29 protein-coding genes and 1 tRNA gene are annotated in these 26,014 nt (G+C 45.8%); 7 read left to right on the top strand and 23 right to left on the bottom strand.

Going from position 1 to position 26,014, the window contains the following annotated elements; genetic code table 11:
* Positions 1-15 precede the first annotated feature (15 nt).
* Positions 16-87: transfer RNA gene (locus AC9UGD_RS02850), tRNA-Thr, on the bottom strand.
* 102 nt (positions 88-189) lie between these two features.
* Between AC9UGD_RS02850 and AC9UGD_RS02845 the strand changes: the two genes are divergently transcribed.
* Complete coding sequence (locus tag AC9UGD_RS02845) at positions 190-1,107, top strand: Ppx/GppA family phosphatase (RefSeq protein ID WP_509569273.1); 918 nt, start codon at positions 190-192, stop codon at positions 1,105-1,107.
* Here AC9UGD_RS02845 and AC9UGD_RS02840 read toward each other — a convergent pair.
* Together AC9UGD_RS02840 and AC9UGD_RS02835 are read right to left on the bottom strand one after the other, a co-directional pair.
* Positions 1,104-1,997, bottom strand: coding sequence for an NUDIX hydrolase (locus AC9UGD_RS02840; protein WP_509569270.1), 894 nt, complete (start codon positions 1,995-1,997; stop codon positions 1,104-1,106). The genes AC9UGD_RS02845 and AC9UGD_RS02840 overlap by 4 nt on opposite strands.
* Positions 1,998-4,043, bottom strand: a complete 2,046-nt coding sequence (locus tag AC9UGD_RS02835; RefSeq protein ID WP_509569267.1) for an RNA degradosome polyphosphate kinase — start codon at positions 4,041-4,043, stop codon at positions 1,998-2,000.
* Positions 4,044-4,167: 124 nt separating this feature from the next.
* On the opposite strand from AC9UGD_RS02835, the gene AC9UGD_RS02830 reads away from it, so the two are divergent.
* Positions 4,168-7,170, top strand: a complete 3,003-nt coding sequence (locus AC9UGD_RS02830) for a glycoside hydrolase family 2 TIM barrel-domain containing protein (RefSeq protein ID WP_509569264.1) — start codon at positions 4,168-4,170, stop codon at positions 7,168-7,170.
* Positions 7,171-7,180: 10 nt separating this feature from the next.
* On the opposite strand, the gene AC9UGD_RS02825 is transcribed toward AC9UGD_RS02830, so the two are convergent.
* From AC9UGD_RS02825 to ispF, 4 genes are read right to left on the bottom strand one after another with little or no spacing between them, the layout of a single operon-like run.
* The gene (locus tag AC9UGD_RS02825; protein WP_509569261.1) at positions 7,181-7,969 is read right to left on the bottom strand and encodes an SGNH/GDSL hydrolase family protein; all 789 of its coding nucleotides are present in this window, start codon (positions 7,967-7,969) and stop codon (positions 7,181-7,183) included.
* A gap of 10 nt (positions 7,970-7,979) precedes the next feature.
* Positions 7,980-8,918, bottom strand: a complete 939-nt coding sequence (gene rlmB / locus AC9UGD_RS02820) for a 23S rRNA (guanosine(2251)-2'-O)-methyltransferase RlmB (protein ID WP_509569258.1) — start codon at positions 8,916-8,918, stop codon at positions 7,980-7,982.
* Between the two features lie 21 nt (positions 8,919-8,939).
* The gene (gene cysS, locus AC9UGD_RS02815; protein ID WP_509569256.1) at positions 8,940-10,325 is read right to left on the bottom strand and encodes a cysteine--tRNA ligase; all 1,386 of its coding nucleotides are present in this window, start codon (positions 10,323-10,325) and stop codon (positions 8,940-8,942) included.
* Positions 10,322-10,801, bottom strand: coding sequence for a 2-C-methyl-D-erythritol 2,4-cyclodiphosphate synthase (gene ispF / locus AC9UGD_RS02810; protein ID WP_509569253.1), 480 nt, complete (start codon positions 10,799-10,801; stop codon positions 10,322-10,324). Before ispF ends, cysS begins: the two co-directional genes overlap by 4 nt.
* Positions 10,802-10,873: 72 nt before the next feature.
* On the opposite strand from ispF, the gene AC9UGD_RS02805 reads away from it, so the two are divergent.
* Positions 10,874-12,175, top strand: coding sequence for an NAD(P)H-dependent oxidoreductase (locus tag AC9UGD_RS02805; protein ID WP_509569250.1), 1,302 nt, complete (start codon positions 10,874-10,876; stop codon positions 12,173-12,175).
* Between the two features lie 2 nt (positions 12,176-12,177).
* Positions 12,178-12,867 carry an IspD/TarI family cytidylyltransferase gene (locus AC9UGD_RS02800; protein ID WP_509569247.1) on the top strand — a complete coding sequence of 230 codons (690 nt, stop codon included), beginning with the start codon at positions 12,178-12,180 and terminating at the stop codon, positions 12,865-12,867.
* Here AC9UGD_RS02800 and AC9UGD_RS02795 read toward each other — a convergent pair.
* A complete protein-coding gene (locus AC9UGD_RS02795; protein WP_509569244.1) occupies positions 12,850-13,476 on the bottom strand; it encodes a 2-C-methyl-D-erythritol 4-phosphate cytidylyltransferase in 627 nt (208 codons plus the stop codon). The genes AC9UGD_RS02800 and AC9UGD_RS02795 overlap by 18 nt on opposite strands.
* A 3-nt stretch (positions 13,477-13,479) precedes the next feature.
* The gene (locus tag AC9UGD_RS02790; protein WP_445821849.1) at positions 13,480-13,962 is read right to left on the bottom strand and encodes a CarD family transcriptional regulator; all 483 of its coding nucleotides are present in this window, start codon (positions 13,960-13,962) and stop codon (positions 13,480-13,482) included.
* Between the two features lie 106 nt (positions 13,963-14,068).
* Here AC9UGD_RS02790 and AC9UGD_RS02785 point away from each other — a divergent pair, with 106 nt between their 5' ends.
* Complete coding sequence (locus AC9UGD_RS02785) at positions 14,069-14,545, top strand: lipoprotein (protein WP_509569241.1); 477 nt, start codon at positions 14,069-14,071, stop codon at positions 14,543-14,545.
* Between the two features lie 3 nt (positions 14,546-14,548).
* On the opposite strand, the gene AC9UGD_RS02780 is transcribed toward AC9UGD_RS02785, so the two are convergent.
* The 10 genes from AC9UGD_RS02780 to AC9UGD_RS02735 form a co-directional block, all read right to left on the bottom strand.
* Positions 14,549-15,292, bottom strand: coding sequence for a phosphoglyceromutase (locus tag AC9UGD_RS02780; protein WP_509569238.1), 744 nt, complete (start codon positions 15,290-15,292; stop codon positions 14,549-14,551).
* A gap of 9 nt (positions 15,293-15,301) precedes the next feature.
* Positions 15,302-15,784, bottom strand: coding sequence for a type III secretion system chaperone family protein (locus tag AC9UGD_RS02775; RefSeq protein WP_509569236.1), 483 nt, complete (start codon positions 15,782-15,784; stop codon positions 15,302-15,304).
* Complete coding sequence (mshA, locus tag AC9UGD_RS02770) at positions 15,785-17,032, bottom strand: D-inositol-3-phosphate glycosyltransferase (protein ID WP_509569233.1); 1,248 nt, start codon at positions 17,030-17,032, stop codon at positions 15,785-15,787.
* A gap of 20 nt (positions 17,033-17,052) precedes the next feature.
* Complete coding sequence (locus tag AC9UGD_RS02765) at positions 17,053-17,979, bottom strand: asparaginase (RefSeq protein WP_509569230.1); 927 nt, start codon at positions 17,977-17,979, stop codon at positions 17,053-17,055.
* The gene (locus AC9UGD_RS02760) at positions 17,980-18,480 is read right to left on the bottom strand and encodes a heme-binding beta-barrel domain-containing protein (protein ID WP_509569228.1); all 501 of its coding nucleotides are present in this window, start codon (positions 18,478-18,480) and stop codon (positions 17,980-17,982) included.
* Positions 18,480-18,608, bottom strand: coding sequence for a hypothetical protein (locus AC9UGD_RS02755; protein ID WP_509569225.1), 129 nt, complete (start codon positions 18,606-18,608; stop codon positions 18,480-18,482). Before AC9UGD_RS02755 ends, AC9UGD_RS02760 begins: the two co-directional genes overlap by 1 nt.
* A 16-nt stretch (positions 18,609-18,624) precedes the next feature.
* A complete protein-coding gene (gene ygfZ, locus AC9UGD_RS02750) occupies positions 18,625-19,524 on the bottom strand; it encodes a CAF17-like 4Fe-4S cluster assembly/insertion protein YgfZ (protein ID WP_509569222.1) in 900 nt (299 codons plus the stop codon).
* Between the two features lie 28 nt (positions 19,525-19,552).
* Positions 19,553-19,963, bottom strand: a complete 411-nt coding sequence (locus tag AC9UGD_RS02745) for a Fur family transcriptional regulator (RefSeq protein WP_509569219.1) — start codon at positions 19,961-19,963, stop codon at positions 19,553-19,555.
* Positions 19,964-19,978: 15 nt separating this feature from the next.
* Positions 19,979-20,422: a DUF4395 domain-containing protein gene (locus AC9UGD_RS02740; protein WP_509569216.1), complete on the bottom strand. Its 444-nt coding sequence runs from the start codon at positions 20,420-20,422 to the stop codon at positions 19,979-19,981.
* A gap of 185 nt (positions 20,423-20,607) precedes the next feature.
* Entirely contained in the window at positions 20,608-21,015 is a 408-nt protein-coding gene (locus AC9UGD_RS02735) for a thioredoxin family protein (RefSeq protein ID WP_509569213.1), read from the bottom strand.
* A 17-nt stretch (positions 21,016-21,032) separates the two neighbouring features.
* Between AC9UGD_RS02735 and AC9UGD_RS02730 the strand changes: the two genes are divergently transcribed.
* Positions 21,033-21,713, top strand: coding sequence for a winged helix-turn-helix transcriptional regulator (locus AC9UGD_RS02730; protein ID WP_509569210.1), 681 nt, complete (start codon positions 21,033-21,035; stop codon positions 21,711-21,713).
* Between the two features lie 2 nt (positions 21,714-21,715).
* Positions 21,716-22,192 (top strand): GNAT family N-acetyltransferase, encoded by a 477-nt coding sequence (locus AC9UGD_RS02725; RefSeq protein ID WP_509569208.1) that lies wholly within the window; start codon positions 21,716-21,718, stop codon positions 22,190-22,192.
* Here AC9UGD_RS02725 and AC9UGD_RS02720 read toward each other — a convergent pair.
* The 4 genes from AC9UGD_RS02720 to AC9UGD_RS02705 all read right to left on the bottom strand — a co-directional run.
* Positions 22,189-23,337 (bottom strand): hypothetical protein, encoded by a 1,149-nt coding sequence (locus AC9UGD_RS02720; protein ID WP_509569206.1) that lies wholly within the window; start codon positions 23,335-23,337, stop codon positions 22,189-22,191. The two genes, AC9UGD_RS02725 and AC9UGD_RS02720, sit on opposite strands and share 4 nt — an antisense overlap.
* Positions 23,338-23,383: 46 nt before the next feature.
* Positions 23,384-24,736 carry a transaminase gene (locus tag AC9UGD_RS02715; RefSeq protein ID WP_509569203.1) on the bottom strand — a complete coding sequence of 451 codons (1,353 nt, stop codon included), beginning with the start codon at positions 24,734-24,736 and terminating at the stop codon, positions 23,384-23,386.
* A 29-nt stretch (positions 24,737-24,765) separates the two neighbouring features.
* The gene (locus AC9UGD_RS02710; protein WP_509569200.1) at positions 24,766-25,533 is read right to left on the bottom strand and encodes an aldose epimerase family protein; all 768 of its coding nucleotides are present in this window, start codon (positions 25,531-25,533) and stop codon (positions 24,766-24,768) included.
* The coding region (locus tag AC9UGD_RS02705) for a PfkB family carbohydrate kinase (protein WP_509569198.1) at positions 25,533-26,014 on the bottom strand (482 nt) is incomplete at its 5' end. The genes AC9UGD_RS02705 and AC9UGD_RS02710, both read right to left, overlap by 1 nt.

Here is a 26,014-nt window from a genome sequence, read left to right as displayed (position 1 = left end):
CCGGATTCATACCGGAGCCCCCCGTCAGGATTGAACTGACGACCTGCGCATTACAAGTGCGCTGCTCTACCACTGAGCTAGAGAGGCCTGCTCTTCGAGTTGCCTCGAATACAGCAGGGGCAATTATGGCAGTCGAAGCGCAAAACTTGAAATCGGAACCATGGAGCGCGCTCAGGGTAGGTTGTCCTCGTGAGATTAGGCGTTCTAGATGTGGGTTCAAACACCATCCACCTGCAAGTGATGGATGCCCATCCAGGAGCACGACCAACACCAACAACAAATTACAAAGTTGAACTTCGCCTAACTGAATTCTTGGATATTTCTGGAGCGATTTCGGCAGGTGGAATACAACTTCTAAATGATGCGATTGCAGAAGCTGTAGCCCATGCGCGAGTCAATGAAACTGATGAGATTTTGGCTTTTGCAACCTCTGCCTTGCGTGAAGCTAGCAACGGTGCGCAGATAATCGCCGACATCAATAAAAAATATGAGCTAGATCTACAAGTCTTAAACGGTGACGATGAGGCTTCGATGACTTTTTTGGCTGTGCGTCGTTGGTTAGGTTGGTCTGCTGGAAAATTACTGGTTCTAGATATCGGCGGCGGGTCATTAGAAATTGCAAGTGGAATTGATGAAAATCCTGAAGCAACTATTTCATTGCCGCTTGGTGCGGCTCGCTTAACTCGAGAATTCTTAAACGGTGATCCCTATAGTTCTAAAGGAATAAAAAATTTGGAAAAGTACGCAGAAGAAGTGCTGAGAGATTCAATGCCCAATGCATTGAAGTCGCACGATGCGGATCATTTTGTTGCGACTAGTAAAACCTTTAGAACGTTGGCACGTATTTGTGCTCAATGGTACGGCGATGATCCAAAGTTCATAGAGCGAAAGTCACTTAACTCAGCCATGCCACGTCTCATCGAAATGAACAACAAATCTCGCGCCGAATTACCTGGGGTTTCAGCTAACCGTGCTCAACAAATTGTTGCCGGTGGAATTGTGGCTCTTGCTGTTATGGACAGGTTGGATGTTGATGAGGCTGAAATTTGTCCGTGGGCACTGCGTGAAGGCATCCTCTTGCGTCGTTTAGATTGGCTGAGCGACTAAGCGTCAGGTGCTGGCATCCAGTCAATTGCAATTACTTCACCATCGCGGTGATGCAGAATAAAGGCTTCACCTGGCAGCAACCCGTGATCTAACTCTTTAAAGTTCTTCTTACCTATGAACTTTGCAACAATTCCAGGAATAACTGGGTTGTGGCCACAAACAATTGCGTGGGCTTCACTTTCAATGATGTCATTTACAACATTAATCGCGGCTTTCTTATCCTTTTCATACGCATATTCACTGAGCTCGGTCCAATAAATCATGTCTAGTGACAATGATCGGGCCATGGGTGCCACGGTTTCGTAACAACGAACCGCATCTGAAGTATGGATCTCGGTAATTGCAAATGGCAGATACCGTGTCAGCATTCTCATTGATTGAAGCTGACCTAATTGTGCAAGTGGACGATCACCATCATCGCCTTCCCATTCTTCCCGCGTAATAGCTTTTCCATGACGCAAGAGAACTAGCGGCGTTGTATCAACTCCAAATTTTTCAAAGTTCTTAAGTACAACTTTGTCACCTTCACGTGAGAGTTTTTCATAAGCGTCAGCGACAGTTACCCAAATGAGCTGGTCTACTTCTTGTACATCCATTACGCCTTTAGCTTCACCTATTGCCTGGGCAGACCAATATCTAACCGTTTTTGTTTGTTCACCTACTGGGTATTCAACTTTGCATAGTTCGGGACCAAAGACAGTTTCATATCCTGTTTCTTCCAGCACCTCGCGGAAAGCACATCCAATTTCAGATTCTCCAATTTCAACTTTTCCTTTTGGGAAAGACCAATCGTCATAACGAGGTCTGTGAATCAAAGCAACTTGCACAAGCTCGTCATTAATCCGGCGCCACACAATCGCACCAGCCGCCTGAATCACTTGGCCTTCCACTTACCTATCCTTCGAGTAATGATCAATGAGGGTTGCCTGGACATTTGCTAATCCATCTTTTGTTGCGCGGGACCATGTTGTTTTATCTAGCTGCCACGAGGAAGATTCCTCAGAAAGACCCAAATCAAGTAAGCCTTGCAGGCGCAATTGATGTTCCTTTCTTTGTACCAGAACAAGGCTTTCAACACGTCGATCAAGGTTTCTACCCATTAAATCTGCACTGCCAATCCAATACTCATCGTCACCGCCGTTAATGAAGTGATAAATACGTGAGTGCTCAAGGAATCGTCCCAAGACAGATTTAACTACGATGTTTTCTGAAACACCCTTGATGCCCGGTTGTACTGCGCAAATTCCGCGAATCAACAATTCAATCTTCACGCCAGCTTGTGATGCTTCATATAGCTTGGCAACAAATCCTTCATCCAAAATCGAGTTTAGTTTGAACTGAATTCCTGCAGGCCTTCCATTTTTTGCATGATCAATTTCGCGTTCAATGCGTTTAGTCAATCCTGATCGCAATGTGCGCGGTGCAACTAACAAACGTGAATATGTTGACTGTGGCGCAAACCCAGACAGTTGATTGAATAGACGAGTTAAGTCTTCTGTTAATTCAAGATCTGCGCTGAGTATTCCTAGATCCTCATACATGCGTGCAGTCTTTGGGTTGTAGTTACCGGTTCCGATGTGACAGTAACGACGAATTCCTTGTGGTTCATCGCGCACAACAAGTGACAACTTTGCATGAGTCTTTAATCCCATTAATCCGTACACCACATGCACTCCAGCAGCTTCTAGCTTTCGCGCCCAACGCACATTGTTTTGTTCATCAAATCGGGCTCGAATTTCAACTACAGCAACAACTTGCTTGCCAGCTTCTGCTGCTTCAATTAATGCTTCGATGATTGGTGAATCACCTGATGTGCGATACAAAGTCTGCTTGATGGCCAATACATGTGGGTCCATTGCAGCGTTCTCTAAGAAGTGCACGACGGAGGAAGTAAAGGATTCATAGGGGTGGTGAAGCAGGATTTCGCCTTGGCGAATTGCGGAGAAAAACATGTCACTATCTTCAGAGTCCACCTCGGATAAGGCTTTGGCAGTGCGCGATCTAAAGGATTCAAACTTTAGCTCTGAGAAATCTAAATCTGCAATTTTATGAAGCGATGTCAGGTTTAACGGCGCAGTTACGTGGAAAATATTTTCTGGACCGATTCCAAGCTCTGCTCCAAGTTTAGAAACTAGAGCTTCATCAACTCCTGCTTCAATTTCAAGACGCACTGGTGGGCCAAAGCGGCGGCGCAATAGTTCTTGCTCTAAAGAAAGCAGTAGGTCTTCAGCTTCGTCCTCATCGAGCTCAATGTCTTGATTGCGCGTTACTCGAAATGTGTAGTGATCTTCTATCGTCATTCCTGGAAATAACTCTTGTAGATGAATTGCAATCAAATCTTCTAGTGGTAAGAAACGAGTTGACCCAGACTTTGCTGTTGAAATAAAGCGGGGCAGAATTTCTGGAACCTTGACACGTGCAAAAAATTCTTCGTGTGTCGATGGGTTTTTGACCATTACTGCAAGGTTGAGTGATAATCCTGAGATGTACGGAAAAGGATGTGTTGGATCAACTGCTAATGGAGTTAAAACAGGGAAGATTCTGTCCTGGAATAGTTTTGAGACATATGTTCTTTCGGTTTCATCGAGCTGGTCCCATTTAACAAATTCAATTCCGTGTTTTTTAAGTTCGGGCAAAATCTCATCATGTAAGGTTTTAGATTGACGCGAAACTAACTCATTCACCTTTGTGCTAATTAAACCCAGGAGCTCTTTTGGCTTATGCCCTGCAACATTTGCTGCGGTTACATCATTTTCGATCTTGCTCATTAAAGTTGCTACGCGCACCATAAAAAACTCATCCAAATTTGAGGATGCGATAGCCAAAAAGCGAAGTCTTTCCAAAAGAGGAACTGATGGATCTTCGGCCAATTCAAGGACTCTTTGATCGAATGAGAGCCAACTAACCTCTCGGTCGGTCAGGTGCTCGATTTTCATGCTCCAATTCTCTCGCGGATGGGTGAACAACAGGTAATCGGTAGGCATCCTGCAGACAAACCAACCCCTTATTTCACGCTCAGCAAAGGTGTGCTTCCACCCAATTCCTGAGAGACTTCCGTCCGTGATTAACAACTATTGGATGAGCCCCGAGACCACATCTGTAAACCGGTTGCCGATGCTTAACATCGAACACTTTGAGCAGATCTCTTTGGATGGCACCTGGCGCTTTCAATTGTTACACAGCCCCACTGAAAAAATTGGCAAGCGATGGGCAACTATTCCGGTACCGGGTTTATGGACGATGCAGGAACCTTCTGAAGTTTTCTTTGACAAACCAATTTATACAAATACGCAAATGCCTTTTGAACATCAGCCTCCTTATGTACCTGTCGAAAACCCAACGGGTGTCTATGAACGTGACTTTTATCTTCCAAAGAGTTGGTCTGGAAAGCGAATTGTTTTGCAGGTTGGTGGCTATGAATCAGTTGCACTTGTGTATATCAATGGACAAGAAGTAGGTCTTACCAAAGATTCGCGCCTTGCCGCTGAATTTGATGTGACTCAATTTGTTGGTAATGGAAACAATGTTGTACGCATTGATGTCACAAAATGGTCTGATGCAACTTTTATTGAAGATCAAGATCAGTGGTGGCATGGTGGAATCACGCGATCAATCAAGCTATACGCAACCAATAAAGTTTTTATCGAAAAATTTAAGTCAGTAGCTGGTTTAGAAAAAGATGGTTCGACAGGGACACTAAGCATCGAAGCGGATCTGGGTTCACTTGATGATCTTTCAACTGACGGATATACGCTTCGCGCATCTATTAGCGAGCTACCTAAGGTCAAGAGCGCCAATCTTTCAAAGACGGTAAAGAATTTCACATCTCCAAAGTGGACAGAGCGAGATGCAAACCTGAAAAAACGCAGCGATGACTACTTCCACGGAAAATTCTGGGATGGAAGACTGCCGGCTGATGCAAAAGCAGCCATCATGGAAAATGAGCCGTGGCCGCACGGAAAGGTGCTGCTAGAAACCCGAATTCCAAAGGTAAATCCTTGGTCTGCAGAGATCCCCAATCTTTATACACTCAGTATTGAACTTATCGATCCCCAAGGAACAGTGATTGAAGTTTCTCAGCAGCGCATTGGCTTCAGGTCAATTGTTATAAAAGGACAAGATTTCTTGGTAAATGGCCAACCAATTATTTTCTATGGCATCAATCGCCATGACTTTAATCGGTTCACAGGGCGTGCGTTAACTTATGATGACATGCGACAAGATTTGCTGGAACTTAAGCGTTGGAACTTCAATGCTGTCCGCACATCGCACTATCCCAATGATGCAGCATTTTTGGATTTGTGTGACGAGCTTGGTTTTTATGTAATTGGTGAAGCAAATATCGAATCACATGCTTTTATTTCATCTATCTGTAATGACACCAAATATCTGAGCGCGTTTGTAGATCGTGTTGGTCGCATGGTTCAGCGCGACATCCATCATCCATCTGTTGTTATGTGGTCACTAGGCAACGAATCAGGTGCAGGTACTAACCATGAAGCAGCTGCCGCATATGCACGTAGTTTTGATCCATCACGTCCTTTGCATTACGAAGGTGGAATCCGCGGCAACTGGATGGGAAGTCACTCACTAACAGATGTGATTGCACCGATGTATCCAACGATTAATGCAATCAAAGAGTACGCAAAATCTCCAAAAGCTGATCGACCACTGATCATGTGTGAATACTCGCATGCCATGGGCAACAGCAATGGAACATTGGCAGAGTATTGGGAAGTAATTGAATCAACACGTGGCTTGCAAGGTGGATTCATTTGGGAGATGTGGGATCACGGTCCTGTTCAAACAATGCCCGATGGTTCAAAGCGCAACGCATACGGTGGAGATTACGGCGAGACCAAGCACGACGGTAATTTCTGCTGCGACGGAATGGTCTTTCCAGACCGTACAGCTAAGCCAGCAATGCATGAATTTAAGGCTATTGCCGCACCTATCGTCATCACTGCCACAAATGCTTCCACTGGTCAATTTAAGATCTTTAATAAGAACTTCTTTGCAGACCTGAGTCAATACCAACTTCAGTGGTCAATCACTTGCGATGGAGTTATTCAAGATGGTGGAGTTGTAAAACTTCCTACAGTTGCTCCCCGCAAGACGGTAAATTTCAAAATATCTTCGACAGATCTTGCGAAGGGATCATCTCGTGGTGAACGTTTTGTTACTTTCACACTTGTTTGTCTAGCAAGTACCCCTTGGGCCTTTCCAATGTCAGAAATCGCCTGGAGTCAAATTGCATTGCCATCGACAGCGTTAGCACCTGTTCAGAAGGCTGATGAAATTGGTGATGTTGTTGATGACCGTGGCCAAATCGTTATGCCGTACGGAATCGTTGCGCCATCAGTTTCACTCTGGCGAGCACCTACAGATAATGATCGTATTGGACATATCGCAACGAAGTGGGAGAGTTACGGTGTACGTGAGATCTCGCGTACTGATTGTGTTGTGACGCAATCTTCAACTTCGATCAAGATTGCTAACACCTTGCAAACAAGCACTGGCGTTTCATTCAAACACACACAGTTGATTACACCTGTTGTTGGAGGATTTACTGTTAAAGAATCAGTGACTATTCCAAAAGCATTTGCTGATCTTGCCCGCGTTGGAACACTTTTTGAAATAGATGGCTCCTTAAGTGGCCTTGTGTACTTCGGTACTGGTTCGCATGAGTCATACCCTGATCGCAAGCTTGGGCGTATCGCGCGTTATGTTTCGACAGTAGCTGCACAATATATTCCTTATGTACGCCCTCAAGAAAATGGTGGACATGCGGCTGTACGTTGGTTTGAGGTGACAAATGCTGCAGGTAACGGACTGCGCTTTGAAATGTCCAAGCCCGCTCAGGTATCTGTAACGCCTAACAGGGATGCAGAATTAGCCGATGCCACCCACGATGTAGAAGTAAAAGCATGCGGAAACACCGTTGTGCATATTGATGCTGCTCATCGTGGTGTTGGTACTGCATCCTGCGGTCCAGATACTTTGGATAAATACATCATTAAAACTGGGGTTCACACCTGGGAATGGACCGTTACGCAGCTTTAATTCACTAGTTCTAATCTAAGTGAGCTAGTGGCCAATTGATTGCGATTGGATACTTGCATGTGCGCCCATCACCAGATGATTTACCACGCGCACGTCGCCACATCCAAGGAAGCGCAAAGGTTGCAAACCAGGCAATCGTTATTGCAGATTTAACAAATTGCGGTACTGGCTCTTGTGGCGCTAGCGGACGACGCCATGAAGGATCAAATGGAAGTTCGATTGTTTCCAAGACAGCTTGTGCAACTCGATCATGACCCATTGGGTTTAAATGCAATCGATCAAAAGCTAGGAAGCGTGGGTCTTTGAACGCCTCTTCATCGTTTGCATCGCAAAGAATTGCCCCAACCTCATCTGCCATCGCGCGAACATTGTTATTAAAATCTTTGAAACGAGATTGCCATGATTCCGCAAGGCGTCCCGTACTGCCGCTGTCTTCAAGAACCGTAAACAACATCACTGTGGCACCAGAGGCTGCAACTTTGCGAACCGCTTCGGCATACATGGGCAAAGTGATGTTGGGGTTGTACTTGGGACGAATAACATCGTTCGCGCCAGCGTGGAAAGAAACTAGTGTTGTCTTATCAATTACTTGTGCGATCGCAGGTTCAATTTGCTCATCAATAACCTGCTTTAGCAACTTGCCACGGATTGAAAGGTTGGCGTACTGAAAACCGTTTTGATTCGCAGCCATAACATCGGCAACGCGATCAGCCCAGCCACGGTATTGCCCGTACTTTTTCTCATCACACATGCCTTCGGTGAATGAATCACCAATGGCTATAAAACGGTTGTATTTCACGGCTTTTTACCTACTGTGCACGACGCTGCTGATCTACATGGAACAGTGCGATTGAGGTTGCAACGCTTGCATTAAGAGATTCAGTTGTGGTGCTAATCGGAATCGACACAACAAGGTCGCACTTTTCTTTAGTCAATCGTGCAAGACCCTTGCCCTCAGAGCCAACAATGATCATTAAAGGCTCAGTTGCAACCTTCATATTGCTGATTGTGTCATCAGATTCCCCATCGAGGCCAACAACGAACATTCCAGCTTTCTTGGCTGCATCTATTGTTCGTGCAAGATTTGTAATTTGTGCAATAGGCAAGCGAGCTGCTGCGCCAGATGATGCTTTCCAAGCAGATGCTGTCATTGTTGCTGCGCGACGTTCTGTCATGATCACACCTGCTGCGCCAAATGCTGCAGCGGAACGAATGATTGCACCAAGGTTACGTGGATCTGTGACGCCATCTAGAGCAACAATTAATGATGGGTACTTTGCACGTTCCATAATTTCTTCAAAGCTTGAATACTGGAAAGGTTTAATCGCAAGGATGATTCCTTGGCTATTTGGTGAAATGCCTTCTACTTCGGCACGGTGTGCTTCGCGAATAGGCAAACCATGGTGCAGAGCTAGCTTTAAACTTTCGGCGACGCGATCGTCAACATCGATACTGCGGGCAACTAATAATTCTGTAGATGGAACATTTTCGCGAAGTGCTTCGAGTACCGCGTTACGTCCTGCAACAATTTCACCACGTGGACGATCACCTTTAGGGATACGAGGAGATCGTGTTTCTTTTTTCTCTGCAGCTTTCTTTCGCTTTGCAGCTGCGTGATACGGACGATCTTCAGCCTTCGGAGTAGGACCCTTTCCTTCAAGACGACGCTTGTTATTTCCACCAGTACCGGCAGATGGTCCCTTTTTTGATTGGCGAATAGCGCCTTTACGGGATGAATTGCCAGCCATGATCAGATCTCGTTTCAGTAATTAATTAATAGACCAGCGAGGCCCTTGAGCAGTGTCCTCAATTGTAATTCCTAAAGCAGCAAGCCCATCACGGATGGCATCTGAAGCAGCAAAATCCTTGCGCTCACGCGCAGATGTACGCTCCGCAAGAGCTAATGTGATGACGCCATCTAGTGCTTCGGATAGGTCTGTGCCACCAGATAACGCAAATGCTGCATCAAATGGGTCACAACCCAGTATTTCTAGCGCTCCACGAATTTCATCAGCATTTTTAGAGATCGTAGAGATGTCATCATCTGTAATTGCTTGATTGCCTAAACGCAGGTTTTCGCTGATGGTTGCTAAAGCTGCCGGTACCGCTAAATCATCATTCATGGCGGCGGTAAATTCTGCGCTAATGCGTGGTGTTGGTTTAGCCCCAACAAGTTCGGTTGCGCGATTTAAGAAGTTTTCGATGCGCTTAAAATTGACGGCTGCTTCTTGCAAAGCCTCTGGTGAATATTCCAGCATTGATCGGTAATGCGCGCTACCCAAATACCACCGTAATTCGATTCCACGAACATCTTTTAATATTTCATGAACCTGCAAAGTGTTGCCAAGTGACTTTGACATTTTTTCACCAGATTGCGTAACCCATGCATTGTGTAACCAACGTTGTGCAAACCCATATCCAGCTGCCTCTGATTGCGCAATTTCATTTTCATGATGAGGGAAGACAAGATCTAATCCCCCTCCATGAATATCAAAAGTTTCACCAAGATAGGCATGTGCCATTGCTGAACATTCGAGGTGCCAACCAGGACGACCTGGTCCCCACGGCGTAGGCCATGATGGTTCTCCAGGTTTTGCCGCTTTCCATAGTGCAAAATCACGCACATCTTTTTTATAGGTTTCATCGGCATCTGATGCCGGTTGTAAATCATTGAGGTTTTGACGAGACAAAGTTAGGTAACTCTTCAATTTACGAACTTCTAGGTACACATCTCCGTTGCCTGGTGCATATGCTGCGCCATTTTCAATGAGCTGATCCATTAACTCAATCATTTGGGTGATGTGGCCAGTTGCGCGAGGCTCGTATGTTGGTGGTAATACATTCAATGATGCGTATGCATCTGTGAAGATTCGCTCGTACTTCATGGCAAGTGCCCACCACGGCATCTTTTCAATAACTGCCTTTTGTAAAATCTTGTCATCGATATCGGTGACATTTCTGATAAAGGTTACGTCATAACCGCTCTTGGTTAGCCAACGACGCAAAATGTCAAAGTTAACTCCGCTTCGAACATGGCCAATATGAGGTGCAGCTTGAACTGTTGCGCCGCAAACATACATTGAAACTTTCCCTGCAACTAATGGTTTGAATTCACTAACTTCACGGGTTGCAGTGTCATACAAATTCAAACTCATGGTGCCAAGACCAATGCATTAGCGATTACGTAAATTCCTTCACCACGACCGGTGAAGCCCATTTCATCTGATGTTGTGGCAGCAACAGAAACTGGCGCACCTAGTGCATCGCTCAATACTTTTTGTGCCTCATCACGACGGGCAGTAATCTTTGGTTGATTTCCAACAATCTGCAAAGAGACGTTGTTAATGACAAAACCTTGAGCAGTCACAAAATCGCGAAGTGTTGAAATCATTGCAATTCCAGATGCGCCAGCCATTTCGGGCTTATCGACTCCAAAAAAAGTCCCAACATCACCTAGCTGGCAAGCAGATAGAACTGCATCGCACAAAGCATGTGCTGCTGCATCACCATCTGAATGTCCAAGTAAGCGCGGAGTTTCGGGCCATTGCAGCCCTGCAAGTGAACATGGACCGTTGTCCCCAAATTTGTGGGCATCAACTCCGACACCGGTACGAAGTTTGGAGATGTTCATTGTCTAAGCGTATCGGCTTCTGTGGTGGTGTTTAATACGCATACAGGCTGTATTCATGGAAAAGAGTTACTAGTGACCTATACATCTCGACTTCGAGATCATGCACTCACAACGGGTCGCGATACCCGTATTGCGCTGGTGGGTGCTGGCCAGATGGGTCGCGGCTTTGGAAATCAATTAGGCCGTAAAGAGGGAATTTCGTTATCCATAGTTGTTGATTCAGATCTAGAGCGCGTCAAAGTTGTGTATGCAGATTTAGGTATTACAGATGTTGTTTTCAGTGACGATAAAGATGTTTTGTCGAAAGCAATTTTAGAGGGCAAGCACACCGGAAGCACCAACGCTCTTTTGGTTTCGGAGCTTCCAGTTGATTTAGTAGTTGAAGGTACTGGAGTCCCAGATATTGGAGCGCAGATTACCTACACATCTCTGCTGGCAAAAAAAGATGTAGCGGTACTTAATGTTGAAATGGATGTAACCATTGGACCTTTGCTGCACAAGGTTGCAACTGACAATGGAGTCATCTATGCAGTTTGCCATGGTGACGAGCCAATTGAAGCTAAAGTCTTAGTTGATTACGCTCGTGATTTAAACTTTGAAATTATCTGTGCAGGTAAGGGCAAGAACAATCCCTTTGAGCCATTGAGTACTCCGGATACGGTTCGGGAAATTGCCGTCAAAAAGAAGATGAATCCAAAGATGTTGTGCTCTTTTACTGATGGATCAAAAACAATGACCGAAATGGTCGCACTTGCCAATACGACTGGATTACAACTTTCCAAGCGTGGGATGTATGGACCTGCATCATCTGTTAAAACCCTGCAGGATACTTTTGCTTTAGCTGCTGATGGTGGCGTTTTAGATCGACCAGGTGTTGTTGATTACTGCACAGGCGATGTTGCGCCCGGAGTCTTTGTGATTGTTCGACACAACGATCCTTACATTGCACATGAGATGAGTTATCTTGCCATGGGACCAGGTCCTTACTTTGCTTTGTATCGTCCATTTCATTTAGCATCGATTGAAGCGCCGATCACTGTGTATCGCGCAATCTTGGACCGAGAATCATCATTGTATGCACCACATCTAAACGCTGAAGTAGTAACAATGACAAAGAAAAACCTTGAAATAGGCGATGTTATTGATGGAATCGGTGGATACACAGTGCGTGGCTATGCCGATAACGCAGTTGATGCGAAGCGCGACAACTTGGTACCCATTGGATTAATCGCTGGGGCAAAAATCATTAAGCCAATTGGAGTTGGCGAACTGCTGACCTATGACCATGTTGAATTAGACCAGGATTCATTTATTGTGCAGCTGCGCAAAAAGCAAGATGAACTAGGCCTTACCTACGCACCAGATCAGAAGTAAATATGAGTTTACGGCCCACAGTTGCATCAATAGTTTTGGCTGCGGGTTCTGGAACGCGTTTTGGCCATGACATAAACAAGGTGTGGTTGCCCTTGAATGGGCGTCACATTATTTCTAGATCACTTACAAATGCAGCTGCAAGCTTTGAAGGTGCACGCATAATTTTGGTGATTAATCCAGATGATGAAGAGTTTGCCCGAAAAGCGTTAGTAGCCGATGAAATGCCAACAAACATCGAAATTGTTTATGGTGGTGCCAGCCGCCACGAGAGCGAATTCAATGCTTTGCAGTATTTGAAGCCAGCGATACTTGCTGGAGAAATTGACATTGTTTTAATCCATGACGGTGCAAGGCCATTAGCGACACCAGAACTGTTCTCTGCAATTGCAGCTGGTGCGGCGCAACATGGTGGGGCAATCCCAACTATTGCTCTTGATCCTCGAGAGATGGATACCGAGCGGATAGAAACTGTTGCACGTGTTCAAACTCCACAAGGCTTTAGAGCGCAACCCCTTTTAGCAGCATACGAAAAGTCAATTGAAAAAGGATTTGTAGGTACAGATACAGCCGCCTGCATGGAAGAGTTTTTTCCAGATGTAAAAATACTTGCTGTTGCTGGAGATGTTTTTAACTTTAAAATCACGTACCCTCAGGACTTAGCTACTGCAGAGCTGTTAGTTCCTATCCAATAAATGCTTCATTAAATTAATCTCTTTTTCTGAGTTAATTCGAGCACTTTCTGAGTCAGCTTCAACTGTGGCTATTTGCGCATCAACTTTAATCGGAACAAACCAGGTTGATGATGTGCCCTCAAAGTCGATTGCACCGTAACGAATGAGCTCGGGTGTAGAGATTTTCTTCATTGAATTTCGATCAATAGTGCCCTCAATGTGCTTATCAGTGCCAATTGATTTGAGGGTCTCGGTAAAGGCCGAAACTGGTCGTACCGCATCGATACCTGGCGCTAGGGCCTGCACAACTCGATCAAACTGGGCGGCTGTGGTTAGCGCTCTTTGTGAATCATGAATCATTATTAAATCAGCAGGTATGGAATTGCGCAGAGATTGTGCAAACTCTTGAGCATTGTTTGGATCGCATTGAATCTTTTCGCAATCAAGATCTAAAACCTGTCCAAGAGATTCTTTGGTTCCTGCAATAGCTAAGCGGGCACCTAAACCATAACGGGTAACAAATGTACCTGCAGTATCACAACAGGTTTGTAAGATGCTTTGATTCTTTAATTCATGGAAAGCAATTGGCGATGTAATCGCCACAACAACCTTCAGAGAAGGTGTGCTCATCAATTAGGAAGCTAAGACCTCGTCAAGGATTACTGCAGCCTTTTCTTCATCAGTGCGCTCTGCAAGAGCAAGCTCTGATACCAGGATCTGCTTCGCCTTGGCGAGCATGCGCTTTTCACCAGCTGATAGTCCACGATCTAAATCGCGACGGTAAAGATCACGAACAACTTCGGCAACCTTAATAACATCACCTGAAGCAAGCTTCTCTAGATTTGCCTTGTAACGGCGTGACCAGTTTGTTGGCTCTTCTGTATATGGCTGGCGCAATACGCTAAACACGCGATCTAGGCCTGCTGAATCAACAACATCACGAACTCCGACTAAATCCACGTTGTCTGCAGGAACGCGGACGGTTAAATCGCCTTGAGCAACTTTTAACACTAGGTAGGTCTTTTCTTCACCCTTGATCACACGAGTTTCAATAGCTTCGATTAATGCTGCCCCGTGGTGAGGATAAACAACGGTTTCGCCGACCTTAAATGTCATGTGATGCCCTTCGCTAGAGGGTCAATTCTACCAGCAATCTTAAGATCATAAAACCCGGTAAAAGTAGCGTTAAATACTGCTTATTCGGTGTGAGACAATTGCGCTTATGCGTCGCACTATTTCAGTATTAGCTATTACAGCATTAGCCGTCTCACTTACTGGATGCGGTGCAGGTAACAACGCCTCGACTCGCCAGGTAAAGCAAGTAACAGATGGCGTAGAAGGTTCAATCATCAAAGATGGAAATAACATCAAGATTGTTAACCTTCTTGTAGTTGCAGCAGATGGTGGAAACGCGGTTTTGGTAGGAACTATTGTTAATAATGGCGATGCTGAAGATGCACTATTAGGTATCGCAATTAATGGCACTACTCTTACTTACACAGGCAACAATGCTTTGCCAAAAAACACACCAATTATTTTTGAAGGTGACAGAGCAAACGCAAAGGCTGTTTTGGCTGGATTTGGTGGAGTGGCTGGATCAAACGTGAAGGTTGGTTTGTTCTTTGCCAAGGCTGGAGCAATAACACTAGATGCAATCGTTCGCGATACTCGCGATGATTACTCTGGCGTAACTCCTTAAACCTTACTTCTTTCCCTGATTGGCAACAGCTGCAATTGCATCCTTAGCAGCCGCTGGATCTAAATACTCCCCGCCCTTAACAACTGGCTTAAAGTTTTCATCCAATGTGTAATACAGCGGAATACCGGTAGGAATGTTTAATCCAGCAATATCCTCGTCGCTAATTCCATCAAGGTGCTTTACCAATGCACGGAGCGAATTACCGTGTGCTGTTACAAGAACTCGCTTGCCTGCCTTTAGATCAGGAACAATTGCTGAATCCCAATAAGGAAGCATGCGAGTAATAACATCTTTCAAACATTCAGTCTTTGGTGCTTGGATATCGGCATAACGCGCATCATTAGCCTGGCTGAATTCATCGTTGTCATCGATTGGTGGAGGTGGCACATCAAAGCTGCGGCGCCACAACTGGAACTGTTCTTCACCGTACTGCGCCAAAGTTTGTGCTTTGTCCTTGCCTTGCAGCGCGCCGTAATGACGCTCGTTTAACCGCCATGACCGCTGCACAGGAATCCAATGTCGATCACATGCATCGAGTGCTAACTGAGATGTATGAATTGCACGGCGCAACATTGATGTGTGAAGTACATCAGGCAGCAATCCCCGCTCTGCCAACATCGCACCTCCGCGACGGGCCTCTGCTTCACCTTTATCTGAAAGTCGAACATCAACCCATCCAGTGAAAAGGTTCTTGGCATTCCATTCAGATTCGCCATGGCGCAGAAGTACAAGTTCGAAGTTAGTCATGGCTGCAGTCTAAACCAAATGCTTGAAGGCATCTAAATTGGCCAAGGACTCTCCGCGTGAAACCCGCCAGGCCCATTCACGACGGATTGCATTAGCAAATCCCAGTTCAAGAAGTGGGTTAAATGAACTGTCGCTGTACTGTAAAACAGATCCAACCAATCGATCTAGCTCGCGATCTGTGACGGCAAACAAAGGCAACCGGCCAACTAAGAAGATATCACCAAGTTCGTTGGTAGCAAATGCAATGCCATACATGCCAGCGTTTTTCAACATGCAATAGGCATGAACACCAGCTTCGTTGTCATCTGGTTTGCGGATAACAAAAGCGTTAATGCTTAAGGAATGGTCGCCAACTATTAGCGCGCAGTGTGTCTGTAACTTCTTTTCACCAGGGAGTGAAACTAAAAAGGTATTGTCATCTTTACGTTCGTATTCCAGATCATGAGAAGCTAGAAACTCTTCAATTGTGATGCGGGGGTCGATCGCAGCCATTTACGCTTCCAGCGATTTGCGGGTTTGAGTAATTACCTGATCGTAAATATCTAAAGTTCCGCGAGCGGTTGCATCCCAACCAAAGTGAGAAGCATGTTCTATAGCACCCATTGATAACAGCACACGGCGCTGTGGTTCTTGCAGCAAGCGTGAAATGACAGAGGACCAAGCTTTTGGATCATGTCCGTCCACAAGAACACCTGAAATACCATCGGCAACTGCAGTGCGAAGTCCACCAACAGCTGTTGCGACAACTGGTGTTCCGCATGCTTGAGCTTCTAGTGCGACTAAACCAAAACTTTCGCTGTAGCTAGGAACAACAACTAAATCTGCTGCGCGATACCAATGCACTAACTCTGCACGAGGAGCAGGGGGTGCAAAGCGAACAACATCATCGATACCAAGCCAAGTTGCCAGCTCTTTCAAACGATCAACTTCTTCGGTATTTGCACCAGATGCTCCACCAATAATGTTGACGATTAATTTATGACGCAATAGTGGTGAATGCTTTACTAATTCGCTAGTTGCACGGATTAAAACTTCTGGACCTTTATGTGGCTGGATTCGTCCAACAAATGAAACAATTAATGAATCATGTGGGAGTCCAACAATTTCACGTGCCGCACTGCGACCTTGGCCTGGCGTGAATGTGTACAGATCCACACCTGGGCTGACAACATGCACAATGTCTGGGCAAGCATCGTAAAGAGACACAAGACTGGCAGCTTCGGCATCAGTATTTGCCACTAACGCATTTGCTGCTGCAACAACCTGTGTTTCACCTTGCACGCGGATCATTGGCTCTGGTGATTCACCTTCGGCTAAGTTCAAGTTCTTTACGCGGGCCATTGTGTGCATAGTGTGAACCAGCGGGATCCCGAGCTCTTTTGCCGCAGGCATCGCAACTTTTCCCGAAATCCAATAATGGGAATGAATAGCATCGTAATTTTCATCTTTAATGATGCGCAAAAACTCTTTAGATAAACCTGCAATATGAGCTGGTAACTGTTCTTTCGTTAACGATCCGTGTCCACATTCAAAGTAACGCACCCGAACACCTGCAGAAATTTCCACGATGTCAGTTTCACTTGGATGTGTTCGGCGAGTAAAGATGTCTACTGAAACTCCCATAGCTGCCATGCGTTGAGCAGATTCGACAACATAAATATTCATGCCGCCAGCATCACCAATACCTGGTTGTTCCAGGGGTGATGTATGCACCATTAATACTGCAATACGCCCGCTCATGTATGTAAGGGTACGCGCCTCTAGAGCGTTGCGCGAATGGTGCCTACTGGCAGGCCTGCACCCAATGTATTAACGGGGACTTCGTGTGCATCGATACCAAATTTCGCTAAAGCTGCCGCTGTTATTGCAGGCATTGCACGTGCATTGCCATCGCTGATTTTTATTGCCAAGGTACGGCCATCCGCGAGTGATGCAACGTTGACCGCTTCTGCTCCATCTTTCATAAATAGCCCATCGATATTGTGCATCATGCGTGTTGCAAGACGACCGGGACCAGAAACCATTTCAGGGAAATCACGACATGCCTGTGCTACTTCTTGATGCACTTGATCTGTGCTGATTGTTAAGTTGCGAATAGCGCGGGCAAGACCTAGTAATGAAAACAGAAATAGCGGAGCACCACATCCATCAACACTTATGCCTGCAATGTTTTCGCCACTCATTTGTTCTACTTCAGCCTTTATTGCAAGTTGTAATGGATGTGTTGGATCTAAATATGTATCGGTTGGCCAGCCATTAATAACGCAAGTGGCAAGCATTCCTGCGTGCTTTCCGCTGCAGTTCATGGCAAGCCGAGTTGGTTCAGCTGTACGACGAAGTTCTTCATCCAGCGGACGGTCTAAAACGCATTGCAGCGAATGTTCATCGAGACCGACTTTTGCCAAAATGGCTTGCGCTCCCTGCTGATGCATGGGCGTACCGGCATGCGAAGCACACACAAGTGCTAACAATCGTGGTTCGATATCTAATCCAGCACGCACCATGGCAGATGCCTGAATTGATTTAAGTGAAGATCGAGAGTAAATATCTAAAGTTGGATCACCTTTTTGAAAAAGGATCGAACCGTCTGCATTAAGCAAAACCATATGACCTGAATGAACAGATTCAACAATATTGCTACGTGTGACCTCAGCTAAAACTTCGCCCAATGTTAGTTTTTCAGACATTTATTCTGATTGGCGTTCTAGTGACGACCATACGTGTGCTTGTAGCTCTTGACCTTCAGCAGCCATGTCGTATGCATAAAACAGTTCGCCGGCAACTAGGCCATACAAGCGAACTCCTGCAGTAACAATCTTGGCTGAAGGTGCTGAATATCCTTGATCCATCACTAGTTGAATCTTCGGGCCATCAAATGTTCCAACCCAACCTTCGGTGATACCGGTGCTGTGTGAAATCAAAACTTCAAGAACGTTGTTTGGCTTAACGCGCCAAAAGCCAACTTCTGATGCTGCTGGTCGAACGATCTCGCCTTCAGCATCAATAATCCAGGAACGTGAAAAGTAATTAAGGAAGTTGCGACCATCGTGGTTAAAGACAACCTCTGATGCGAATTCAAAACCCGGGATAGTTGGGTATTCACCACGGCCCTTACCGCGCCAGGTACCAACCATCCACGCCAATGGATTTAAATCTGGATGCAAACCTTCAGGGATTGTAAAAACCATTAGGGACGTTGCCTCCAGTTAGTGCTTCGTCGCGCTTGAGATTGGCGACCTTTAAATGCATAAACAATGAGCACCACACCCAATACGATGGCAACAAGGCCAAGGATTATTGAGGTGAACAGCTCCATGGCTTAAGAATAGCGGTTAAACAATTACCTGTTGTGCCGCAGGAACGCCATCAACGCTAAGCGTTGCATCAATTGGCGTATTTCTTTTCACGATTGCCAATGCGATTGTTCCTAATTCGTGGTGACGGGCGACTGTGCCGATGAATCCAACAACAACTCCATCATTTTCAATCTTTGTGCCAACGGCTGGAAATCCAACATCGCTGCCATCAAGGTGTAGCAACACTAATCTGCGAGGTGGATTGCCCAAGTTATAAATCTTTGCCACGGTTTCTTGCCCGCGGTAGCAGCCCTTTTTCATATGGACAGCGCCATTTAAAACACCAAGTTCGTTTGGAATAGATTTGTGATCTGTTTCAAAACCAATGCGTGGACGGTGTGCTGCAACTCTTTCAGCATCTAATGCCCAGGTGCCTGCCTGCGTAGCAACACCACCAAATGTTTTTTTCATTTCTTCAACTTCGCCGCGAGGAACCAAAGCAAATGGTCCACCGATCTCAGTTGGTTTGCCAGGTGCGCGCAAGACTGCGTACTCGCTACTTGCATCACGCACATCAACGCGCAACATGAACTTCATCTTTGTTAAATACTCGATTAATTGCTCTGAATATCCAGGATCTAGAACAAGGAAGGTGGTTGTTCCATCATCGACTAGGTTGAATTGATATTCGACATGACCCTTTGCATCCAAGATCAAGTTTGGCATCCACACACCAGGTTGCAAATCGCTTACGAACTGTGTTGTTAAATCATGTAACCACTTCAAGCGATCTTGGCCGCTAACAGCAACAATATTGTGGTGAGATAAATCCGCCCACGCTGTTCCGGCTTCTAGTGCGCGTTGTTCTTTAACTGGTTCGCCAAAATGCCACACAGCGCCTTTATCAGGACCTGCTTCAACCAGAACGGCGCTCATAGCTGAAGGGTACCCGCAAAAAATTAAACTAGGGCTTAACGCATGCAGCGCAGGTGCCGTACACCGCAAAGTGTGTGACATCTGTTTTAAAGCCGTAATCATCGGCCAATGCATTTACAAAGTTTGCTGCTACATCGATTGGTGCATCACCAACGGAACCGCAGGTGCCACACACAAGGTGTAAATGTGTTAACTCTTCAGCCGCGTGATAGGTAGCACCGCCATGACCCAAGTGGGTGTGCTGCACAAGACCAACGTTTTCAAGGGTTTCCAGGTTTCGATACACAGTTGAAAGGTTGATTCCAGGATGTGTTTGACGAACCTTTTCTGCAACTTCTTCAGGTGTTGCATGCCCAAGAGAGCGCACAGCAGACAGAACAAGTTCGCGCTGTGGTGTTAAGCGCAATCCTTTTTCATGGAGCTCGTGTTTTGCAGCCATGTAGAAAGCCTACCCTTACTTGCTTCGAGCGCGAAGTAGGAGAAGGTAGATCTCGCACCCAAGGCAGAAGTTAAAGGCTGCATTCAAGAAGGCTGCAGCAAGCGCAAAAGCAACTGCCACTGTAAAGAGCACACCGATGCCAGTGGTTAATCCAACAATTGCAGTTAGTGCAAAGAGCAATCCAACGGATTGAGCAAATTGTGGTGGACGCACATCTTCAGCTGGTGTTTCACCCTTAAGACGAGGCTTTACCAAAGTCTTGTAGATGAATGCATACGGTGTGAATTGTGGACCTTTAATTGCACCGATTGCAAAAACAATTGCTTGGGCACCAATTACCCACACATTATTTGTCGCAAGCGCAGTTGCTAAAACTAAGGTTGTAATAACTGCGCCAAAACGCGGTCCGCGTGCATCGATAATTGTCGTGTTCTTACTCAAATTCAAAGTTTGTGTCATTTTAATTTCCTTGTCGTTGTGTGTTTGGTCAATCAGCGTTAATTGTTAAATGAAGAAACAATTAAGCAATACACAAAGATGCAGACATACGGCCGTAATCAATTACACGGCGCTTAGTAGCTGCTAACAACATGCGCTAAGAGTAAAGAAGTTGCAGGACTATTGCGAGTTGCAACTAATTCGCATTAACGAATGGCAGAAATTGCGCTCAAAACCTGGTCTCGTTTAGGTGCGCCCATAGCTCGGCCAACTTCGTGACCAGTTCGGTCTAGAAACAATGTGGTCGGGGTGCTGCGAATGTCCAAGGTACGTACAAGTTCTAGATTGGTCTCGGCATCAATTTCGACATAAACAACATCACCCATGTCCTCGGTGACATCTTCCAGCAACATTCTGGTGGCCCGGCAGGGACTGCAAAAGGCTGATGAAAATTGCACCAAGGTCGCACGCGACCCTAAAGCCGCCCCAATCATGCTGTGCGTGATCAGACCTTTGTCTGATTTAACGACAACCTTGCCGCGAGAACGCTGATACCAAAGCCCGTAGCCAGTAGCCAAGACCAGCACAATTGCGATTGGAAGCAAAGATTTCACAGGGGTAGTCTGTACCAATGGCGAGAGTTCTTCTACTTACGAACACTCTTGGTGCCAGCGCAGAAGTGCTTCCAGCACTTGGTTTGCTGCAGCATCAAGTTCGCATCTTGCCTGCCGAAGCTAGCGTCCTTGTTGATGCTCCAGAAGTCGATGTCCTGTTAATTGATGCACGACGCGATCTACCGGCAACTAAATCTTTAACAAAACTTCTTCATTCAACAGGTGTTGGTTGCCCAATTATTGCAATCACAACTGAAGGTGGATTGACAGCCATGAACGCTGATTGGGGAATCGATGATGTCATCCTTGATACAGCAGGGCCGGCAGAAGTTGATACGCGAATTCGTATCGCACTTGGCAAGCATGCAATTGAAATGGTTGCGGCAAATCCACATGGCACAGAAATTAGAAGTGGTGAAGTCAGCATTGATGAAACCACCTACACCGCCAGATTACGTGGAGAAGTTTTAGATCTAACATTCAAGGAGTTTGAATTACTGAAACACCTGGCACAACACCCAGGCCGCGTTTTCACACGTGCGCAACTGCTACAAGAAATTTGGGGATACGACTACTTCGGTGGAACTCGCACCGTTGATGTTCACATCCGTCGACTTCGTTCCAAGCTTGGTCCTGAATTTGAATCGATCATCGGTACAGTTCGAAATGTTGGTTACCGCTTTACCGTTGATGTCTAACAATGCGTCACACACTTAAGCTGCACCGCGATCTAAATGCAGATTCTCTGCCGCAAGCAGATCACGATTACACAATTGAAACTTTCGAACCCGCTCTTCACAAGCAACAGTGGCTAGAACTGAACAATTACATCTTTGCTCACCACGCAGATCAAGGTAATTGGGCTATGCAAGATCTCGACAACCGCATGGCCGAGCACTGGTTTGATGCCAGCGGCTTCTTTTTGGCGACAGAAAACGGTGTCATTGAAGGATTTGTGTGGACCAAGATTCATCAAGACTTAATCAATCAGGATCCAGTGGGAGAGCTATACGTTGTTGGCACCCACCCCGATCACGCGGGCCGAGGAATTGCACGTGCCTTGTCAGTTGAGGCGATCAATTACCTTGCAGACAAAGGGTTAAAGCATGCGATCTTGTATGTAGATGCTGACAATGAAAAAGGCTTGAAGCTATACGGCTCGTTAGGTTTTAACTAACTTAAAGGAAAGCCCAGTATTGCCCGGGATTCTTCAAACATCGAATAGAATTCCACTAGTTCAATACCGGTCGCATCTTTAAAGGCAATAGGAAAAGATTTTCCGGTGCCCATTTGGCTGAAGACATCAACCATCTTCTGAATGCCAACATTTGCAACTAAGAATTCAGCGCCAAGAGTTCCTATGTTGTAAGGGAAAACATCGGTTCGTCTTCCTAAATTGTATTTTGCATCTTCCAGTTTTCCGCTCTTAGTTGATGGATCAGAAAGCACGTTTCGAACTAGATATGGTCTGCCCTCTTTTTCATAGCTAAGCAGCCCTAATTTATTAACTGTTTGGATTCCTATAAATTCGGCGGTTCCTTCATTAAACCACTGCGGACCACCTGATCCATCAGGAGGAAATAGATTTCCGGCTCCGAGAAGTTTTTGTTGGATTGGGTGGAAAAATTCATGTCCTGCCGTTTGATACATTCCGACTTTATCGGTAGTCAACAAATTCTTCTTATTAATGTTTGCGATATTCCAAATCGCAGTGTTTCCGCCAGCATTTGCGACAACATCATCAAAGCCTCTACGGCCTCTGTCTTCGGCGACATTTTTAGAAAAACCCAGCGAAACAAATGTATTAACCATCCAGTCGGCATCTAAGCCGGCAACCGCATAAACAGGTTCGTTAAAACTTGGATATGCAAAGGACTTTGCAACAAGTCCCATTCCAGAAGTCAGCAAGTTGTTCCAGAATGGATCAACGCCTTCTTGTGTTTTTACAATCACCACTTGATTTGGTGAACGCACTACATCTGTATATGTGTTAAAGGCTTTGGTCGCTGCAGTTGCAACTGCTTCAGCACTGGTTGGCTTTATTAAATTGTATTTTTCCCATAAAGAGTTAAAGGTTTTTGCAGGCGTAGGAGTTGGCGTGGGGGTGGCTGTAGGTGTTGGCTTTGCAGCAGCAACCACCTTTACGCCCTTGTTCCACACTAACTTTTTGCCACTCTTTACACAGGTGTATTTGATGCCCTTAACAGTTGAAGTGGCCGCTGCCTTTGTGCAAACGCCACCTGCTTTTGCAACAGCAGCAGATGCTTGTAATGGTGAAGCAACTAGGACAAGTACCGCCAACGCGGATAGGGCTTTACGCATTCCCAGAGAGTAACTAAGTTGCCCGAAAAAGTACTAGCGAATTTGGTTAATTCTGGACTAATTCAGCGCACATTGTGCGAAAAGCAGTTGTATGAGCATCCACATCTTCGGCAGTTGTATCTGGACACATCAACGCCATGTTGTGAAATGGCGTAATCAAAAAGCCATCATTGAGCATACGCAAATGTATGTACTGCTCTAATTCAAAGTCGCCGGCATTGTTGGCATCTGCGCCAGTGACCGGTGCAACCTTGCCAAAAATGTATTCACCGCGTGCACCTAAACGATTACAGCTCCAGGGTAAATCAAATTCGGCAATCGCAGCATCTACGCCATCTGACCAACGGGTACCAAGATCGATCATGTGATCAAAGTTTTCTTGAGTCAGTACCTGCGTCAAGGTTGCACGCATTGCAGCCAATGACAGCGCATTACCCGCCAACGTTCCGCCGATTCCACCAGTGTCAATAATTTCTAGTTCAACCATCTTCTTGATTGAATCTGCAATCGCCTGAGTCATTCCAAATGTTCCAGTTGGAATTCCGCCACCAATTGCTTTGCCGATAGTTAAGAAATCTGGTTTCAATCCAAGGTCTGCAGTCATTCCACCAGGACCAACTGAGATTGTGTGGGTCTCATCAATAATCAAAATGGTGCCGTACTTCTTTGCTAACTGTGCAACCGCTTCTAGATAACCCGCTTGTGGCAATACGATGCCGACATTTGTCATGGCTGGTTCCATCAAGATCGCGGCAACATCACCGTGCGCCAAAGCTTTTTCCATACCTGCAATATCGTTGAATTCAACTACGCGTGTGGTCTGATCAAGTGCCACAGGAGCACCGATATTTCCTTCACGGGCTACTGTATTTCCAGCCTGATCCAGGGTTGCAAAGGTTTCATCTACTGATCCGTGATAGCAACGATCGATCACGACAATTTTTGAGCGCCCCGTAATCATGCGGCTGTAGCGAATAACGTGGCGGTTAGCATCAGTTGCCGACACAGTGAACTGCCATAGCGGCAAACCAAAGCGACGTGACAGTTCAGCAGAAACAATTGACGCATCCGCCGTAGGCAACATCGCCGTAATTCCCTTGCCTGCTTGCTCGCGAATTGCAGCAACCGTTGCATCAGGTGAATGCCCTGTCATAGATCCGGTATCGCCCAAACAAAAATCTATGTAGGTATTGCCATCAACATCGGTAAAGCGCGCACCCTTTGCTTGATCAATAAAGATTGGGTACTGACCCGGCCACTTAGCCATCCATGACATCGGAACTCCACCAGGCATATTTGCTTGACCCTTTTTAAAGAGCTCGCCAGATTTTGGATGTAATGCCAGAAAGCGTTCATCTTCTATTGTTCGTAATTGGGCTAAACGATCGCGATTAATCATCTCTAAATCCTACTCTTTAGTTAAATGGTCTATTCCAGTGATTCAAAAACAAACAAAGCTTCGATGTAATTCTCACCAGTGATTCCTAAGTTCTGCGCATCAGGTGGTGCGGTTTGTGGCTCCAGACAAACTCCATCAGAATCTTCAGAATAAACAACCCACCACGGTGCATCACATTCAATTGAAATGCGTGCAACATCTTCCCAAACAACTGCCGGCGTACCTTTGATGCCGGTAAATGCGTCGTCCCATGGCGGTGGTGTTGGTGCACTGCGCTGTCCAGTTGGAATTCCATCGCTGCCACGAATCAACATCTCAGTTGCTTCAAATTCAATTTCGGCGCTACCACCACGTTCTAGATCACGTGCAAACCAAGGATGAAAGCCAAGCCAGGCAGGAAGATCGCAGCCATTGTCGTCGTATTCAAGCGACCAACGAATTGCATCATCTAAGACTTCAATTTTTTGTTCCACTGTTGCGTTTCCATATGGAGATGGCAGATGTAGCAATGAGCGACCAGGCCCAATTTCTTGCCATGAAGAGATAATTCCAAAACCATGAATTGCATGTGGTGGATCAATTGTTGCGGGCAGTTGAATTTGTTGGCCTGCGCTATTGGTAATTAAGCCTTCTTTGATGCGGCCAGCCCACGGAGCCATCGAATACCACCCTGAGGTATGAACCTGTCCGCGAAAGGGAACAGCAAATTCATTTTCCCGCCATTTAAGCGATGTTATACGCGCACCATTGTCATCATCAATTGCCAGCTGAAATTCGGCATCATCAATAAATTGCATTATGCATCCAACGCTTCTACTAATTCGTGCAGTCGTGGAGGCTGAGCGCCAGCACGTGAAACGGTAATTCCTGCTGCAATTGCTGCGCGATGCAGCACAGCGTTTAGTACCTGTCCTTGTAACCCTGAAACAGAGTGATTGATAATTCCTTCGACCAAAATCGCACCAACTGTGTCACCCGCACCAACTGTGTCAACCACAATAACCTTTGCGCTTTCAACTTCTTCGAAGCCATGTTCGGTATAACCAATGATTCCGTTAGCACCACGAGTAACAACAACTAGTGAAGCACCGCCCACGATCCAGCGCTGTGCAACTTCATCCATTGATTCAGCTGGATAAAGCCAGGAAATATCATCATCTGAAAGTTTAATAACACTAGAAATACCAACCCATTTTTCAACCGCTGCGCGATATGTATCGCGATCACTAACAACAGATGAGCGGACATTTGGATCAAAGACAACTGGTGCAAACTCTG

This window comes from Candidatus Planktophila sp., from assembly GCF_044232745.1.
In the GTDB taxonomy this organism is placed as follows: domain Bacteria; phylum Actinomycetota; class Actinomycetes; order Nanopelagicales; family Nanopelagicaceae; genus Planktophila.
The sequence above is the reverse complement of the archived record's forward strand: the minus strand, read 5'-3'. Positions and strand labels throughout refer to the sequence as shown.

Bases quoted from the DNA above. Each gene is read 5' to 3' on its own strand.
- AC9UGD_RS02730 (WP_509569210.1), top strand. From the start codon at position 21,033: ATGGCGAGAGTTCTTCTACTTACGAACACTCTTGGTGCCAGCGCAGAA.
- rlmB (WP_509569258.1), bottom strand. From the start codon at position 8,918: ATGGCTGGCAATTCATCCCGTAAAGGCGCTATTCGCCAATCAAAAAAG.
- AC9UGD_RS02800 (WP_509569247.1), top strand. From the start codon at position 12,178: ATGAGTTTACGGCCCACAGTTGCATCAATAGTTTTGGCTGCGGGTTCT.
- AC9UGD_RS02775 (WP_509569236.1), bottom strand. From the start codon at position 15,784: ATGGCTGCGATCGACCCCCGCATCACAATTGAAGAGTTTCTAGCTTCT.
- AC9UGD_RS02715 (WP_509569203.1), bottom strand. From the start codon at position 24,736: ATGATTAATCGCGATCGTTTAGCCCAATTACGAACAATAGAAGATGAA.
- AC9UGD_RS02725 (WP_509569208.1), top strand. From the start codon at position 21,716: ATGCGTCACACACTTAAGCTGCACCGCGATCTAAATGCAGATTCTCTG.
- AC9UGD_RS02835 (WP_509569267.1), bottom strand. From the start codon at position 4,043: ATGAAAATCGAGCACCTGACCGACCGAGAGGTTAGTTGGCTCTCATTC.
- AC9UGD_RS02755 (WP_509569225.1), bottom strand. From the start codon at position 18,608: ATGGAGCTGTTCACCTCAATAATCCTTGGCCTTGTTGCCATCGTATTG.
- AC9UGD_RS02740 (WP_509569216.1), bottom strand. From the start codon at position 20,422: ATGACACAAACTTTGAATTTGAGTAAGAACACGACAATTATCGATGCA.
- ispF (WP_509569253.1), bottom strand. From the start codon at position 10,801: ATGAACATCTCCAAACTTCGTACCGGTGTCGGAGTTGATGCCCACAAA.
- AC9UGD_RS02795 (WP_509569244.1), bottom strand. From the start codon at position 13,476: ATGAGCACACCTTCTCTGAAGGTTGTTGTGGCGATTACATCGCCAATT.
- mshA (WP_509569233.1), bottom strand. From the start codon at position 17,032: ATGAGCGGGCGTATTGCAGTATTAATGGTGCATACATCACCCCTGGAA.
- AC9UGD_RS02790 (WP_445821849.1), bottom strand. From the start codon at position 13,962: ATGACATTTAAGGTCGGCGAAACCGTTGTTTATCCTCACCACGGGGCA.
- AC9UGD_RS02780 (WP_509569238.1), bottom strand. From the start codon at position 15,292: ATGACTAACTTCGAACTTGTACTTCTGCGCCATGGCGAATCTGAATGG.
- ygfZ (WP_509569222.1), bottom strand. From the start codon at position 19,524: ATGAGCGCCGTTCTGGTTGAAGCAGGTCCTGATAAAGGCGCTGTGTGG.
- AC9UGD_RS02765 (WP_509569230.1), bottom strand. From the start codon at position 17,979: ATGTCTGAAAAACTAACATTGGGCGAAGTTTTAGCTGAGGTCACACGT.
- cysS (WP_509569256.1), bottom strand. From the start codon at position 10,325: ATGAGTTTGAATTTGTATGACACTGCAACCCGTGAAGTTAGTGAATTC.
- AC9UGD_RS02745 (WP_509569219.1), bottom strand. From the start codon at position 19,963: ATGGCTGCAAAACACGAGCTCCATGAAAAAGGATTGCGCTTAACACCA.
- AC9UGD_RS02760 (WP_509569228.1), bottom strand. From the start codon at position 18,480: ATGGTTTTTACAATCCCTGAAGGTTTGCATCCAGATTTAAATCCATTG.
- AC9UGD_RS02710 (WP_509569200.1), bottom strand. From the start codon at position 25,533: ATGCAATTTATTGATGATGCCGAATTTCAGCTGGCAATTGATGATGAC.
- AC9UGD_RS02720 (WP_509569206.1), bottom strand. From the start codon at position 23,337: ATGCGTAAAGCCCTATCCGCGTTGGCGGTACTTGTCCTAGTTGCTTCA.
- AC9UGD_RS02785 (WP_509569241.1), top strand. From the start codon at position 14,069: ATGCGTCGCACTATTTCAGTATTAGCTATTACAGCATTAGCCGTCTCA.